At 66.3% G+C, this 18,365-nt stretch carries 1 protein-coding gene; it reads left to right on the top strand.

All coding sequences use genetic code 11. The annotated features are described in order from the left end of the window. Window positions 1-6 precede the first annotated feature (6 nt). The gene (locus tag A5789_RS20770) at window positions 7-18,357 is read left to right on the top strand and encodes a LuxR C-terminal-related transcriptional regulator (protein ID WP_155525859.1); all 18,351 of its coding nucleotides are present in this window, start codon (window positions 7-9) and stop codon (window positions 18,355-18,357) included. Window positions 18,358-18,365: the final 8 nt, after the last annotated feature.

Below are 18,365 nucleotides of genomic sequence, written 5' to 3'. Positions count from 1 at the left end.
GTGCCGGTGGACGGTTCGCTGTTCAGCCCGGTCGTGGAGCTGCGGAACACTTTCGAAAGTCTGCCCGGATTCCTGCGGACTCCGATCGAGATGGTGGTGTTCGGCGGAGAGCTCCCGCGCGCCGACATTTCCGAGATGCGCCGCATGGTTGCAGAGTTCCGGGCCCGCGCCCGCGAGCTGGAAAACCATTCGACCGATATCGAAGACCTTTTGGCACAAGAAGATTCAGCCGGAGAGCTGGCCGACAAATTGCGCGAGGCATTGCGGTCGTACCGAAAGGGTGCGGCCCGGCTCGGCGATGACGTGAACACCCTGGCCGATCAAGCGCAGCAAGCAGCCAATGACGCGGAGAAGTGGCTGTGCGTGATGTTCGCGTTCGGAATCCACTTGGCATGGAAGATCTACGGATTGATGGCCGGGGCTGCAGCAGCGGGGCCGGCCGGACAGATTGCGGCAGCACCGGCCGTGGAGACCGTGCTGGCCGAGGGACGCGCCGAGGCTGCCGTGATGCGCACGAGTATGGAGCGGGCAATTGCGACGGGCGGCGCGGAGGCGGCTGCACGGCTGAGCAGCATGGGGCCCCTGCAGTTCGTCACCATGCTGGGCAAGGCGGCCGCGCTGCCCGTAGGCGTCGACGCGGGTGTGCAGGCGCTGCAGGTCGCCACCGGCGATCGCACCGCCGACATCATCGGATCGGACGGCGCGAATCCGACCGGAATCGATCTGAATTCGATCGAAGTCGCCGCCTTGGCCGGCGCGGGTGGAGCGGTGGGCGGCATGGTCGCCGGCAAGTTCGCGCCGATGGTGTTCCCCCGGATCGGCAGCAGTCGCTTGGCCTTGGGCCTGGTGCACGGTACCGCCGGCGCGATATCGGGTTTGGGTGCGGCGTCGCTGGTGGCTGGTTGGCCGCGGCATTACGACCAGGTGCTCGCGCCGCTGCTCAACGGCGCATTCGCCGGGGGCGTGTATTCCCGCAGCGGAGCCCATCCGTCGGCGATCGACGGCGGCGCGACATTCACACCGCCCGACGCGATCTCGGCAGGGCACGACGGGAAAGCCGCGACACCTCGGCGACCGGTCGAGGTGTCGGCGGAATCGAAACGGGCGTGGGCGGACGCGCAGAAGGCCTGGGGCTCGACCGCGGAGACCACGAAGACCGCAGGTGAGCGTGGCGGAACCACGGAAAAGACCGGGGCCGCGGAACCACCCTCACGCGAGCAGGGCCCAACGATCGCGGCCGACGGAGCCGGTGGTCGACAGCCCGGGCAACCCATCCGTCCCGCATCTTCCGACGCCGCCGCGGCGCGGTCGGGAACACATTCCGAGACGGCGGCTCCGGTCGAGCGGCCACCGGCCGAGAAGCCGGTCGCCGCAGGGAAGGCGACCGCACCCCGATCGGTCGAGGCGGTGGGCGAGACCTCGCCGCCGCCGAAGCTCCCGACGAGCGCCCCGCCACGCCCGGTCGGCGAGGTTCACGAAAAGGCCAGCGCGCCAACAGGAAACAGCGCGCACGCGAAAGCCGGGCCGAGCCCGGCCGGAGAACACACGGCGGTCGCGGACGGTGCCGGTACGCATACATCGGCACGACCCCATCCAGCCGCTGCGGGCGAGGCGGGAACTCCCGGCGCTCGCGGCGAACCCGGATCGTCCAGTGCTCGCGGCGAACCCGGATCGTCCAGTGCTCGTGGCGAACCCGGATCGTCGAGTGGCGAAGAGCATGCGACCCCGCAGCGAGAGGAGACTGCCGAGCAGTCCGGTCAGGAAAGACCCGAAGGCTCCGGCCGGACCGAGGCGGACGGCACCGAAACACCTGCCGTGGAAGAACATTCGTCGTCGGTGCACGACGAGCAGAGCGTTCCGTCGGCCGATCACGACAGTCTCGCCGACGCCGCCGGTATGCCGCGCAGCGACCGCGACAAGGCGGTCGATCTGCTGATCGACTTCCACCAGGCCTCCGCCGAGCATGTTCCGGAAGGTCAACGCCTGTCCAACCTTCCGGACGACGTGCTGATGGCCGGCCTGCACAGCGGCGACGAGCACCAGTCGTTGCTGGCGACGATGGAGATCATCCGGCGCGGCACCATCAGCGAGAAAGTGCCCGGCGGAATGGTGTTGCGGGTCGAACAGGCGGAAGCCGTCTACGCGATGAAATCGCGTCCGGTGGAAATGAAACCCGGCGAGGGCAAATCGCTGGTATTCATGGCCGGCGCAATCCAACGTGCGGTGCAACACGGCTCGGTTCTGCTCGTGACCACCACCGATGGACTGGCCAATCGCGAAGTCAGCACGTATCGGAAGCTGTTGACCGGCGATGAGGAATTCGCCGACATGCAGAATGTGCTGGGCACATTCGGGATCGACGTGTTCCGCGCCGATCAGCAGAACGGTTTCGGGCCGATCACGAAGGGGCGGCCTGCGATCGTGGTCGCGACCGGCGAGACAGTCGGGCATCTGTGCAACGCCGGTATCAAGCCACCGCGCCATGCGCTGATCGACGAGATGGACGGCATCATCGACCGGGGCGAACGGCAGTTCCTCCGGTCGGAAGGTGCCGAGCAGGCGGCGCCGGAGGTCACGGCCCAGCAGGTGTTCGGCGCACACGACTTTCTCACCAAGGCACTGGCGGACGGGTCGCTGACGCACGACGATTTCGGCCTCAGGCGAATAGCCGAGGAAATCGGCATGCAGGCCGACGGCACACCGGAGGTCATGTACTGGTACGACGGTCAACCCGAGCTGACCCCCGAGGGGCGGGCGAAGGTCGAGGCGCTGCCCGGCGGACAAGACTGGCTGGATGGAATGGGGGCCTCCCGGCTGGAGACCGCGGCCCACGCAGAGTTCCTCGTCCGTAAGGGTGTCCACTACGAAATGGACACGGGCAAGATCGTCATCATCGATCAGGCCGAACATGGGCTGCAACGCAACCCGAAGACCTCGAGCGAATCACGGTGGAGCGCGGAGCCGGGTAAGGCGAGCCTCGCGCAGGCCATCGAGGCCAAGGAGATCCGCGCGGCCGAGAGCCGCAGGGAGAGCGCCGAGGAGCATCGGATCGTCGTGCGCGCGGATGCCGAGTCCGCCAAGCGTATCGATTCGGTCGAAATCTACCGTGTCGGAAGCGAATCCTTCTTCGATGAAGTGACAGGTGCGTCCGGCACTCTCACCGACCTGAACCCGGTGCTGCAGAAGATCTACAACCTGGAGCCGGCGCACGAGGTCGGGCGGTCGCAGACCCATCAGCTGGTGGAGGGCCAGCACGATGTGGTCGAGAGCACACACGCCAAACTGCGCACGATCGCCGAATACGCGAACGAGATGCGAGCCGACGGCAAGGGCCGGTTTCAGGAGATCCTCTGTCACCGCAACGATTTGGTCGCCCGTCAGGTCGAGGCGCTGGTGCGCGCGGGCGTGCCGAGAGACGCGATCGAAGCGGTGGACGCCAAACGGATCATCGTCTGGGGCGCGGACTGGGAAGCCCAGTTGCAGAAGGTGTTCGACGAGGCCGGTGAGCAGGGCAAGATCCTGGTGATCAACCGGCAGGGCCAGCGCGGGGTCGACATCTCGGTGTCGGAGGCGGTGAAGGCCAAGGGCGGCATGCACGTCTGGATGACGGAGGCCCCGGAGCAGTCCTACATCCACGAACAGGCCAAGAACCGCACCGCACGGAACGGGCAGCGCGGCAGCGCGCAGGTGGTGATGTCGGCACAGGACGCGCTGATCCGCAATGCCATGCACCTGCGCGGGGTACGGGAGACCGTTGTCGTCTACGAGAAGGCGGTGGCCGCGCACGCGACCGACCCCACCCCCCAGAACCATGACGCGCTGGTGGCGGCGCGACGAGCCGTCCGTGAGCTGGTGCCCGAACTGCAGCAGCGGGCGCTGCGGCACTCGACTGCCGAGTTCGTCCGCCATCACGCCGTCTCGACCGGCAACGCCTACCTGGCGCTCGCCGAAGCCGATACCGGGCTCTACGACCAACCCGACTCCGACCCGGCGGCGCGCCTGGCCGGACTGCTGGGAATCCCGGCTGCGGCCGTCGCCGACCGGATCGCCGAACTCGAACGCGACGGTGCCACCGACCCGATTCGTGAACTACTCGACCGGGCCGGTATCGCGCCCGCCACAGCCGTGGCGCTACAGCACCACGTCATGTCCACCGCCCCCGCTGCAGCCAGTACGCGGGAGGGGCAGAGCGCCGCGGACGCGCTGATCCAACCGGGGACGTTGCGCCGGGACCTTGCCGCCGAACTCGGAATACCGATAGCAGACCTCGAGGGCGCCGAAGGCCTGCGCACCCTCGACCCGCTGCACACTCAGGCACGCGATGCCCTCGCAGCGGCGCTGGGCTACCCGGCCGCCGGCATTACCCCGATCATCGCCCGCGACATCCTCGGCGAAGCAGTCGGCGATCAGCTGACCGGCGCCATCTCATCGGCCACCGTCACAGACACCGGCACCGGTCACACCACCGATTCGCCCACAGATCGGACCCGCGCAGACACACCCGACCAGGACGCCGACACCCAGAACGCCGACGCCCCGGATACAGGCCCCAACCAGACCGCAGCGCCGCCCCACAACCCCGATGCGGCCACAACCGACGACATCGTTGCCGCCGCCTCCCGGTATCTGGCCGTCGCCGCGTTGTTCGACGCGGTGTTCGAGATCCACCGCCTCAGCCCCAACAACTGTGTCAACAACGCAGTCACCGGCATGCGAGTGTTGTGCCCCGACAAGGCCAATCGCTTCCGGATGCCGGACTTCAAGCTCCGGGGCCACGACAGCAACACGGTGCGCGACACATTCGGCGCCGAGCTCCAGCGTGCCGGATCGTTGGACGAGGTGGCCGAATCGCTGAGATCCCGGCCCGGCGGTATCACCGTCCTGGTCTACAAATGGAAAGACACCTACGCCGCGGGCACCAGCATCGAAGCCGACGACCACATGGTGCTGCTGGTCAACGACAGCACCTCGGTCGACAAGCCGAATCTGGTCGTCGTCGACCTGGCGGCGTCCCGGGACGGCAACACCGACAACGACCACGGACCCAAGGATCTGCGCAACCGCCGCACCTTGCTGAACAAAGCCGAAGGATTCGACGACTGGCGCCGCGAGCAAGAGAAATACATCAAGAAGCTGGGACCGAAACAGCGTCTGTTCCGGACCATCGAGTTCGACCGCGACGGCAACCTCGTCCCCCGTCTCAGCGCGGAAGCGCCCGACGCCGAGAAACTGCCGCAGCGCCCCCCCGTTTCGCAGGCCACGCAGGACGAAATCAACTCGAGTGCAGACCCGGGCCTGTACGCGGAGATGCTGGCGCGATTGGATGCTGCCGGAAACGGGTCGAACGCCCGACGTCGAGACGAACGCTCACCGGTCGGCAGCAGACCCTCGGAGGACCCGGCGAATCCGCCGCCGCCGAGCACCCGCAGGCAGTACACCGTGACGGAAAGCGGCCGGTTGCGCGACGACCTCGCCACCGCGTACCGAGAGCTGGAGGATGCCGACGACTCGGACCCTCTCGCCGAATCGTTCTCTCGAGCCATCCCATCGCAGTTCGACGAGCACTTCCGCGCCCTGAGCCCGATTCAGCGACGCATCCTGACACTGCGCTATCAACAGGGCCTGGCGCACAACGAGGTAGCGGACACCTTGAACGCGCGGGGTTGGGCGGCCTCGGCGCTGACGCCCCAGGCAGTGCGGACGGCTGAGGCCGGTGCGCTGCGCCGGCTGGCCGGATCACTGGCCCGGAACGGGACCCCTATGGCAAGCGATCCATCGCGAGAACGACAGCAGACGCTTCTCAGGCTGATCGCCCGTGGCGTGTCGTGGTCCGGAGTCATCGAACAGACCGGCTGGTCGCGGGCCACGGGGCGCAGGACCTACTCACAGCTCTTGCAGGCCCTCAATGTCACGAAGCGCGCATCCGTGGTGCCGGAGGCGGTCCGCCACGGCTTGCTGGACATCACCGAACTTTCGGCGGTACCCGAGCAGACACCGGCCTTGTCGCCCGACGAGCACACCATGCTGCTCCTGGTAGCCACCGGATTGTCGAACCGTGCGGTCGCCGACGCGCTCACCGCCATACGTGGTGTGCCCGTCGGGAAGGACGCGGTGAACAAGCGCCTGCGCGCCCTCGGGCAAAGGATCCGCATCGGAGACCGCGCCGGAATGGTGGGCGCCGCCATTCGCGCGGGATGGCTGGATGTCAATGCCGACGACTGGAAGTCCCACTCAGGCACTCGCGGCACCGCTGTGCGCCTCAGCACGCAGGAGCTCCGGACCCTGGGCCTGATCATCTCCGGTCGCACCGACGATCAAATCGCGGCCGAGCTGAACACGACCCGGCAAACCGCGGTCACCTATCGCAACCGGATCTTCGTCAAACTCGGTGTGCACTCCCGTGAGGAGGCGATCGTTGCCACGTACACGATGCCGGAACTCGTGGACGCGCTGCCGGATTCCGGCGAGGATATTCGGGCGATTGTCGATATTCTGCGGATGGTCGAGGAGGCCACCGACGGCCGTGAAGCCGGGCAGCCGGAGTGGCGCCGATTGCTCGTGCATCAACTGCGTCACGCGATACTGTCGGGCGACGTGGTTGCGGGGCGGGCCTTGCCCTCGGCCCGGCTGTTGATGCGGCAACTGAACCCCGAAAAGATACAGGCGTACACGGTCCGAGACGCGTACCGGCAGCTACGCGACGAAGGCTATCTCGTCGTCGTCAGGGGCCGACCGACTGTCACCCGCCGAGACAGCTGGCCCATCACCGCCGATACGCTCCGAAACCACTTCGCCGACAGAATTTTCGACCTGGCTACCAGAACTGTCGGCGCCGCGTCGGGATCGCAGATTGTCGCGGAAGTGTGTGCGCGGGCGGCGCGCGGGGCCGAGACGGGTGGCCGGACGGTGACGGAACGGGTGGATCTCGTCGCGCGCAATGTGATCGCCGAACACCGGCCGGCCGCCGAATTCTTGCGGCACTTGACAGATTTCGTGCTGCGCGGCGCCGGAATGTCCGGAGACGACACACTCGCACTGACACTGGCGAATGTCTCCACCCACGAAGTGCGCCAGCTGCGCGCCGCACTCTCCCTCAATCGACAGTTACGGCTCGCCAGGTTCTGGCCGGCGCGGCGCGATTCGACGGCGCCGCACGACATTCCCACGGATCCGATGACCGAACCGCTCGAACTGTGGTCAACCGCACGGGATCTCGCCATTCTGCTCGCCGAACGCCATGGCGTCACCGTTTCCCTCCCGGTGGCACCCACCGGTCACCAGCCTTGGCGGATCCTCGACAACTGGTCGGGCAAACCATCCGCCCGACCGACCAGGGATTTCCGTCTGACGCCGTACCAACGGAGACTCGTCCGTTTGCTCGCACAGGACCTGACTTATCGGGAGATCGCTGCCGAGCTGGGCGTTTCGGTAGACTCGTTGAAGTCCCTGGTAGCCGATGTGACCCGCGAACTCCACGGCGAAGGTCGCGCCGAGATCGTCGAGATCGCCCGTCGCTCGGGCCTGCTCGATGACATCTCACCGGCCGGGCATTCCGCACACCCCCGGCCGGGACGAGCGCCGTCTCCGGTCACGGAGCAGCCGGACGCATCTCGCCGAGCGCGGCTGACAAACCGCGAGAGTCACATTCTCGCATTGTCCGAACAAGGTCTGTCGAAGCGGGAGATCGCCGAGCAGTTGGGTGTCAGTCCGCATACGGTGGAAGACCACCTCGGCAGCGCGCGGCGCAAGATCCGGAAAATCACCGCGTTGCTCCGGGCGTGCGTCCCCTATGTCTCACGGCTCACCAGGGCGGTCGGCCTCGAGGAGGCCCCCGAGCTCCCGCTGAATGCCGACGACCCGCACTCGCTCGAACGTGGCATCCATGCGGAGCTCACGCTCGTTCCGGCCCACGACATCGTTACCGAGCCCGCAGCCGATGAATTCGGCCCGGCCGATCCGCTGCGCAGCATCGCCGACAACGTTTACGACCCCGACCATCCTGCTGACGGTGCGGTGGTGGTCGTCGGCAAGGAGGGCACCGATCACGCCTATCTTCTGCTCGATATCGAGGGAGAACTCTTCGTCTTCGACTCACTGCTGCCCTCTCCCGGCATCCGTCCCTACCGGGACTGGAAACCCGGATACATCGAATCGGATCCGAAGGAAACCTTCGTTTCCTATCTCACCACGACAAGGGGGAGGCTGGAGGCGCTGCACGCCCCCTCCGGCGATCCCGACCGGCCGTTGCCGGGCAATTCCATCAACGGGCCGCGTGGCGAAGCGGCACGGCCGGAATACGCTGTGGCGACGCCCGTTTCACCCGATGCGTACCAGCCGAGGCTCGCGGAGAATACGCGAGTACGGAAGCTGATTATCCGGAACGGCCTGTTTTGCGACTGGGACGGGACGCCGCACAACAGCGATGACTACGAATTCTTTCTGATCGGCGTCGAGCCGGACGATTTCCGGGTCGCCGGGGCAGACGACTTCCCGGAATTGGACGACGACGACGATTCCTACGACTTCGTCCATCCGCACGAAATCCTGTTCAGCACCTATGCCGATCCCGCCGACGCTCCGATCGGGGCCGGGCTCTGGGGCCGAATGGTCAACGGTGTTCCGCAGGAGGCGCTTCTGACCAGCCGGGCGTTCCCGGACACGCTCGAGGAGCGCATGAAATTCGTCATGCAGACGCTCCACTGGCTCGCCGAGCACGGAGTGGACCTCACCGCGATGAACCTCAGTGGCACATTCCATGGCAGCATCTTCCGCTTACCCGCGCCGATGCATTCGGCCATGGAGCTCATGACCGAGCCCTACGCGCATCCTGAGTCGGTCTTCGCTTGTGCCACAACCCGATTCTGGGTGTACCCCACCGTGGTCGAATCGGCGCCGGCACAGCTGTCGATCGCCTTACCCGTCACTTCGATGAACGGCGGCAGAGTCGAATTCACGATGACTCTCACCCGGCACGGCGACACCATCACCGCCGCCTTCATCGAGCCCACCTCGTCACCCGCTGCCACCGAGGTCGCTGCAGCCTGGGCGCAGCTGCGTTCGGAACTGATCGATCCGTGGCTGGCGGAGTCGCATGTCGTTGTTGCCGAGAATGATTCCGGTTCAGGAGCCACCACGGCGTACTTCGGCCCCGACGCGGACGAACACACCCTGGTGCAAGAGGTCGACACAACCGACGTCGTCGGCGACTCCCGCGTCCACACCGAGCGCGACACCCCGATCGGGCGCCGCCCGGAAGACCGGTCCGAATCTTCGACTCCGGTGCCCGGTGATCCGGGAGGCCCCGCTCGGCGGGCCGCCTACGTGACGGTCGAGATGGAAGACCAGTCCTCCTACCACCCTGAAGAAGGGCGTCGGATCCGCTATCACGATCTGCATTTCGACGCCGAGGGGGTGTTGTGCGACGAGGACGGTAACCCATACAACTCCGGCGGCTGGGAGCAGTTCTTCTTCGTCGGCAATACGATCCGCTCCACTCCGGCCAAGCATTGGCTGTTGTGGAGTTCGTTCCCGGACCCACGACAGGTACCGTTCGCGTTCGGCGCCTGGCAGGTCGTGGACGGCCGCCGGATCGAGGTCGAGCTCGGCAGCGGCCTCATTGCGAACGCCGGGTCCCGATCGGCACTGAGTGCGCGGTTCGCGGCGCAGGCGATGTTCGAACTGTCGCATCGAGTTCCGGCCGAGAATCTGACCGTCAGGAACGGGACAGCGGGCTATCTGTGGATACCCGAGACTCGGGTACCCACTGTCGAGCAGTTGATCGAGCGCCGGGGACTCGGCGTCTTCGACGGCGATCCGGCGGTCGACACTCTGTTCTCCGGCGCCTCGACCGATCACTGGGTCGACATCACCGACTGGCACGCCACCGACACCGGTCTGGTCGTGGAACTGGCGGTCGGTTCGCTGCGCGGGAACGCGACGCCCGGGCAAATATCCCTGCACCTGCTTCATGGGCGCGATGCCACCATCGCCTATTACGTGCGCGAGGACAGTTCCGACAACCAATTCGTGGGCTCGGCGATCGAATCTTTTCACCGTGATCGAATCGCGCCCTGGCTGGCCCGCTCAGGTGTCGATTTCGCAGGGTTCAACCCGCCGGAGAACATCATCGCCGACATCGATGCGGGCGAGGAGGCGCCGCCGCCGAGCCGCGCCGAGTACACCCCGATGTCGCTACCCGGCTACGTCCCCGGGCGCGGTGCCGTCGATCTCGACCTGGTACGACTGCATATCGACCGGCGCGGCCGTCCGGTCCGCGCGGACGGTGCAGCGATCGACACCCTCGGCTCGCAGGGCTTTCTGCTCACCACGTCCGGCGAGTTCATCACCGCTGCAGGCTGGCAGGCAGACGTGCTCGAGGCGTATCTCGCGCAGGGCGGTTCGCTCGGCGACATCGCCGGGATGGGTAACTGGCGCATCCATGGCGCGATCACCGCGATCGACCTCTCGCCGGTCATGTCGCCGAGCCGCGCCCTCGACTACCGCGGACAGGCACAGGTTCTGGACGCACTCCACACTGCGGGGGCCGATCTGTCCCGGTGCGCCCCGGCGGCCGGAAATCGCACGGAATCGCTGTGGAACGACAGCGGCACGCCGCCGGCCGCAGCCGCCGTGCTGCAAGCACTGGGTACGAACTCGGCGCCGCTGCTTTCCGGCTATTTCGTCACTCGTGCGCCCTGGGGCCGCCGACGCTCGGTAGCGGTGCAGGTCACCGGAATCACGCGCTCTGTCGACGGCGTCGCGGTCACCGCTGAACTCCTCGTGCCGCGCTGCGAACCGGCTACCTTCACGGTTGAATTCATCACGGCCGATTCGGGCGTGACCGCGCGCTGGGAATCGGTGCGCCTCGGCAGCGACCGAGTGCGGACCGCCGCGGCACTGGCGGCGGTGCACTCGCGGCTGAGAGCGTGGCTGGCGGAATCCGGTGGCGCTTGGGTCGAGGACGTACCCACCGAGGATCGCCCCGGTGCGCGACCGCCGGCCCCGGAGCCGATAGCGGCAACGCCCGGCAACACAATTGCTCTTCGAACGACCGCTCGCACATCGGAATCGGCGACTGATCTCGCGCAGGCCGGCGAGTGGTTGCTTTCGCAGATCCGCGACTGGCCGCCGGGCGCCGCAACCGTCGCCCGGGACTCGATCCTCTCGGCGCTGCGACTGATGCTGGGCGCACTCGTCGGCCCGGTATCGATGGTGGCCGAGAACACCGCCGACCGGGTGCGCGTCGATGTGGTTGCCGTCGACGACGAGAAGTCCATTACGCCTCCGGAATCCGTTGCGGCACCGGACGGTTCGACGTTCCTCCGGGCCGGTGTGCGCATCCTCGACGAACCGGCCGGGCCGTGGCGCCAGGTCACCTGGTTCGACCTGACCCGCCCCGCGTCCGACTTCGAGGACAACGACGCACACTCGTCGACCCATCACCCGCCGGACTCGCACAACGCGACCGGAGATCTTCCATCTCAAGTCCTCGATTGCGTCCCCTGGATCACGCGCATGCTGCTCATGCTCGGGCTGGACACCGCCGTGGTCGATCCGAACGGCGCGATCAATGCCATGGGCCTGGAACGCGGCATCGCCGCCGGGCTGCTGTGGGCCGACCCCGACAACACACTCGACGACCCGATGCGCTCGGCATACGACGACTTGGTCGCCGACCCTCAGCTCGATACTGTCGTCGTCGTTGTCGGCACGGTAGAGGAGGACGGCAGCCGCAATCGCGCCCACGCCTACCTGCTCAACAAGATCGAGGGCAAGGTCTTCGTCTACGACACCCTCATCGACGGCGGACGCCACCGCATCAGGCCCTACACCGAATGGCGATCCCGCTATCGGAGAGCGGATTTCGCCTACACGGCGAAGTACCGCCGCGTCGGCGGTGTGCTCACGCCGCTCAGCCGGCCCGCCGACAGTGAGGTCGTCATCCGGCACGCCTCCCACGAAATCACCGGATCACCCGACGATTCCGAGAAACCGGCGACTCCTTCGTCCACACCTCCACAAGGCGACGGATTTGCCTCTTGGACTCGGCGATCGCGGCCGGGTCGCGCTCGCACGACGCCCTCCGGTGAATCTTGGATCGGAAAGCTGTCGGGCAACCGCTTCGCTCCCGAAATTGTCACCGCCGTAAACCCGGACGACCCCCACGAACCCAACGCGCGCACAGGCCCCGACCGGAAATCCGACCCACCCGCACCGCCGGAGGCCGACCGGGCCGCGGCGACCACATCGACAGCGAACTCCGTGCGGCGCGATGCCGGAGAAGCGCCCGGCCAGGTGGACGAGGAGGGGAAGCACGTTTCCGAGTCCCGATCCGAAGAACCGAGCAGCCACGTTCCCACACTCCCTCCGCGTGCGCTGGTCGTCGGATCGGCAGCTCGGCTGTACGCGGTTGCGGCCGCTGAACCACCTGAAGACGCTGGATACGGCGCCGTGCTCGACACGACGACCGACTCGTCCTGGATCGAAGCACACGACGGCAGCACCCGAATTTCGCGGGCCACCACGGACTTCCACGATCTTCCGAACGACATGCTGTCCGAATATGTGCGACTGGCGGAGATCGCGGTGCCGATCGTGCTCGCGGCGGTGAACTCCGGGACAGATGTCTCGACCGACGACTTCGTCGACGACCTGAGTAGCCGAATTCACAATGGGCGGCTTCAACGCCATTGGCGCATCGCCACCGCGGAACAGCGACTGCCGTTCGACGATCCCGGCTACCCGGAAAAACTGCGTGAGCAACATCGGCGCTTGGCTCGCGCGGCACGCGATGCGGTGGTCGCGACCGGCGCTATCGATCGGACCGCGGCCGACCCGTTCGAGTCCTGCGCGACCGGCGCCGCAGTCGCCGCCGAGTTGTGGCGCAGACACGCGGTCCGCATGTTCGGATTCGACTTACCCGGGATCACAGTGGAAGTCGCCCGCGAGCTCGCTCGGGCGATAGACCAACTGTTGACGAAATACCCGTACGTCCAACTGCTGCGGATCGGATTCGGCCCCATCCCGGGTACGCGTCCGCTCGCCGTGAGCGACCACGTCGACGGAACCGACACGAGTTACCCGTACACGCGGTCCATCACGGTATCCGAGGCCGTCGCAACCGACCGCGAGCTCTTCGCTTCGGGATGGGCCGCGCTGATCGACAGCGGGCGGGCAGTGGGGGCCGTCGAGGAGCCGGTCCTCGGGCTGGTCCGACGTGAGTTCGGCTACGCACTCAATGTCGCGACTCGGCTGTCCGCACAACGGGAAGCCAAGTTGACGCTTGTCGACCACCATGAGAGCAGTCATCAAGGGCCGACACGGTGGTCTCCGCGTGAGGCATTCGCCTGGTCGAACAGCCAATTCCGCGACTACGGGCCCAACGGGAAAGGCAGATTGGATGCAGCGGCCGCGCTGGCGGGAGCCTTCGCGGCCATGGAGCACGATCCCCGGGACACGTCCGTCGGAGAGCAGGTGCTTCACGACCTGCTGACCGAGGTCGCGCCGCAGCGCCAAGCCCTGAAGGACAGGGACCGAGCGCAACTCACGACCGAGTACCGCCCTGTGACGCCGGCCGAACAACGGGCCAAGTCGGCTATGGCCGCAACGCTACGAGCCGACCACGGCATCGACATCATCGGTCTCGACAACCCCGGCATCACTGCGGCCACCGCCGGTGAGCTCATTGCGGGCATCCGGCACATGATCGCCCGATTCCCGATTCTCGCAGACTTGTCCGAAATCAAGATCATTCCCGAGGATGCCGGTGTATTCGGCCAATTTTCCTTCGACGGCATCGAATTCAACGAATTGTGGATGACGGCACCGGTTCGAATGCATGCCGAGGCGATACGGCAGGTGGCTGCCGGACGGCTGCGAGTCGATCTCGCGCGGGTGTACTTCTGCCTGGCCATCCACGAATTGGCGCATGCACTGCGCCGGCTCCTGCCCGTCGACGCGCCGAGCGCCCACGAGGTGGTCAGTCGGCATTTCGAGGAGAGCTACGGCTCCGACGACGTCCGAGCTTTGCGGGCATGGTGGGCAGAGCAATTCAGTTCGTACGGCATCCGCGAGGAGGACGGCGCTCTCGTGCCGGACGAGGCCGAGGCAGAATCGGTGGTGGCTGCCGAGGTCGACGTCCTGACACCGACCGAGGGCGAAGTGATAGTCCACCGCAACATCAGCGAGCTGGCCGCGGCCGAGGCCGAACGACGCGGCATGACATCGACCGAACCCACCATCGGGGCGCGGCCGTCGTCCGACACAACTGAATCAGCAGGCCGAACTGCGCACACCCCCTGGAACAGCCGATGGTCCGGCACGCCCCGAGCCGAACCTGCTCAGGCAACGGCGGGTCCAGGTTCAGCCGGACCCGTTGATGACGAAGCAATCGCGGCTGCGAGGAAAGGAACCGACGAGGAGCGCGCCGCAGCGAATCCGGCCCGGCCCACCGAGATTTCGGACGAACCGGCGCACTCGGCCGAGAACAGCCGGGTCTACCACCACCTCATGGCCCAACTCGGCGATCCTCGTCTAGCGCGCGACCTCGCCGCCAAAGCTCACGCCCGCGCCGAGCGAGAACAACAACCCACCGACCCCGAAGCCGCCACACAACACCTACTCCGCATCGCCGACACCATCCTCGCCGAACACCGCACCGCCATGGCACAACTCGACGACGCCATGGACAACAAACCCACCCCCAGACGACGACAACGCCTCACCTCACTCCAACACGGCGGCGTCTTCTTCCACAACCGACCGGACATACCCGAGGCCGATGCGCTCGACCGTAGCCGGGCGACAGAAGCTGCCGAGGAAGCTGAACCACAGGTAAACCCGCATGCGCGTACTCCGTGGTCCGAGCCGGTCGCGATCACGGTCGACAAGGATCGAGACGCTCTCGACGCGCCGCATGATCAGCCTCGTAACACCGAGCAATCACCCGACCTCCCGAGCGTCCGATCGCCGGATGAGATCGGATCGCGGCCGACAGATCCCATCGGCAGCAGGCCGACCCTGTATGTACCCGAACCCCACCGGCTCGCAGCGGAACTACTCGGTTTGGACCCGAGCTTCGCCTACATCGATGATCTGATGCGGATCGCGGCAGGCGAACCGCATGGCCCCGCCTGGATCGACAGCCCTGATTACTGGGAATGGCAACTGAATTGGCTGGCCGAGCGCGGGCCCCGGCTCAGTACGCTCGCTGCTTTCTCCGCCGCCGCCCTCGAAGCCGAAACCGTTCTCGGCCTTCCCAATACGAGCGGCAGAGGGTTGCTGCTCGCACAACTGCGGCCCCGGACGCCCGGCGAGATGATGGCGATCTACAAACTCGAAACGATGCGGGCAGACGAGCCGGACCGGCCGAGTGGCCCGGACACCGCGGCACATGCCAGCGCCATCGGCCGCGTCGAGCGCGAGCTGTCGCTGGACGAACTTCCGCAGTACGCATACCTTCCGACTGTGGCGGCGCGGCCGGTCCTCCAGGCCGATCGCGACCTGACCAGGAAGTATCAGTCACCGGCCGAGTTCTGGTATTTCGATCCGATCCCGCGGGACGGGGTATTCGGGGCGAACTACCCGGGCTGCCGCGCCCTGGACCGACAGTCGCCGGCGTACCACCGAGCGCGGCACGCGGGCGACAGCCTGCTTCCGCTGATCGCCTGCCGCCCCGTGTACGACCGCTTCCTGAACCACTGGATCGAGCCGTATCAGTTGCGTCACGCCGAACAGTTGCGCGACGGATTCCAGGGCACGAGATCCTCGCCGGAGAATCGTATTGCCCAGTGGTTCACGTCGGTCGTCGCGGACGTGCTGGCCGCTCCGCCCGATGCCGCTCCTGAGATACTCCACCGTGCCCTGCACTCGCAGCTGCGCCGCCGCACCGGTAGGTCCGTCCCCACGGACGATGCGCATTGGCGGTTCGTATCGGCAGTGCACGAGTTGCTGAGCGGAGACTACGACTTCGGCCACTACCTCCAAAGTCGCGACCATCCGGAAACCGAGGGATATGCCCGGACCGTGCGCGAGACCGTCCTGCGCCGTCATTCGCCGACGGCGGTCGCCCGAGTTTCGTTCATCGCCAACGTCATCGGCGCGTCCCCCGCCGACACGAACCCCAGCCCACCCGCACCGGACAGCCCTCGGGCCGAGCCACTGAAAGTCGGCGAATACGTCAGGGGCGAAACCAAGCTGACCAACGCCACTGACTCACTGGCCGACCCGACGGCAGTGGATGGACCGCGAAATCGCACGCCACTTCTCCACGGCCTACCCGGCGACGAACGACAGCCGAGCATGGACTTCGGTGATCCGCTACTGATGCCCCCGGCGCAACGTCGCGGCCGTGGCGCCAGGCCGCCTTCGCTCGATGGAGTACTCGATGTTCGGAGCGAGATCGAATTCGTCGATCCGGGCGTCGATCGGGGGAACAGACGGGGCCGTCGAGGTGACGTTCCGAGTGTGTGGCACCGCTTCGGCAGTGACGACTCGACTCCGGACCCCACAGAGCTTTCCCCCGCTCTCGGTCGTGCGCTTCGTGCTGCTGAGGCGGACGCCGAGGACGTGGTCACCTATGCGCTGCAACCGGCGCAGGCGCTCGGCCTGGATGAGACGAAGCTGCGGCAGCGCGACCCCGAGGCAATCGCGCGCACGGTCCGAGCGCTGCGGATTCGACAGCGCCGGCGATTCGAATCGGTTCTACGCCGGCTCGTAGCCGACGACGCGTTGACCGAGCTGCTCGACCATCAAGACGCGATTTCCGAACTGGATGAGCGCGTCCGCTCGCTGCCGCGGCATCTCGAAGCCGCGAAAACATACCTGGACGAGGTTCGCACAGCGCTCGCGATCATGGCCGTACCGGAGCTGTTCGCAGCTGCCGGAGTGAGCCCGTTCATCGATGACGACGGGCAGATCGTGGAGGCGATCGGATACACCTCGGACGGCCGAGTGATCGTCGCATCGCCACTGCGCGACCAACATGCGCTGCTGGACCTGCAGGTGCCTGGGTTCCGCCGACAGGCTTCGAAAAACGGCGTGCCGATCGAGTACTGGCACGTTCGTATCGGTGACCAGGGACGCCTCGTCGTGGAAACGATATCCGGAGCACATCCGGACCCGGAGCGCACCGCCTACTACTACCGCGACCGCGACTACGTCTGGTGGCGTAAGGACCTGGCCGACGAAAGGACGTTCGCCGAGAAATGCGCAGAGGCCCTTGCCTCGGGTGAGATCGCTCGCGAGCACCTGAAAGGCGATACCGGAGATACGACGATGTCCGCGGGGGTATGCATTGTTCACTACCGCAACGGATTTCGTCACATCGAGAAGAAGGTACGCGATATCGATCAGCGTGACGCCGAGAAGCTGGCGGCCATCACCCTCGCGGACGCCGGCTCGCGGCCTGCCGAGGTACTGGGCGCGGATGAAATCCTGCCTGACGGCGGCGAACTGGTGTTGCTCATCGAGTATGTGCCCGGATTCGACGCGAGCGACATATTCGGGGATTTCGAAGACGCTTGGCGAGATTTCTTCCACACTCCGACCGGGCAGCGTCTCGGTCGGGGCGATACGCTTGTCCACCCCTGGGACAGACACGAGCGCGGGAGCAAGAACTGGCGACTCCAGCTCGGTTTCATCGTTCGGCCGATCGACAACGGGAACGCGTACCAGGACGCACTACCGCCAGGGGGATTCACCCTTCACTACGCCACAGTCGTGAACGGAAAGATCGAATGGCGGAAGCACTACACTCCGCGTGCGGAGCTCGAGGCGGTCCGGGAACGAACACTCACGTCGAAAACGGCATACGATCGGCGCAACCGAGCCGAGTGGTACCAGGACGTGATCGACAACCTCGCCCGAATCGAAGCGAGCGCCTGGTACAACACATCAGCCGACAATGCCGAGGCGGTGTTGACACTCACCAACCTGCGAGACGTACTGGCCGAAAGACTCAACCTCCCAGGCGGCCGCAACCTTCCGCACCCGTACGACGAATTGACTCCGAGCGACTGGCGTACGGTGATTGCGTCGAAGTATGAGAGCCTTCGCCGATTCCGTGAAATGGGCTTCCCGGCCGACCGGACGGCTCGCGATCTCGACACACTCGACAAGTTGACCAAGTTGCTGTTGCACGCGCAGATGCGGCAGGTCACCCCCGATGCGCTCGACGACAGCTGGGTCATCGACCCGGACAGCGACACCGTCGGGCAAACACTGACCGAGGTCTACCTGGATGGTCTCGCAGTCCGTTTGGCCGACGTGGAGGCCGCCGCGCGATCCGTGAGTCATGACGCCGAGTCCCACATGGCCTGGGTCGAGGAAATCGGCCCGGAATCCGGAAGCCAGGCGTGACCGAATCG

The organism is Nocardia sp. 852002-51101_SCH5132738 (genome assembly GCF_001665695.1).
In the GTDB taxonomy this organism is placed as follows: domain Bacteria; phylum Actinomycetota; class Actinomycetes; order Mycobacteriales; family Mycobacteriaceae; genus Nocardia; species Nocardia nova.
This window is presented reverse-complemented; position numbering and strand designations above follow the sequence as displayed.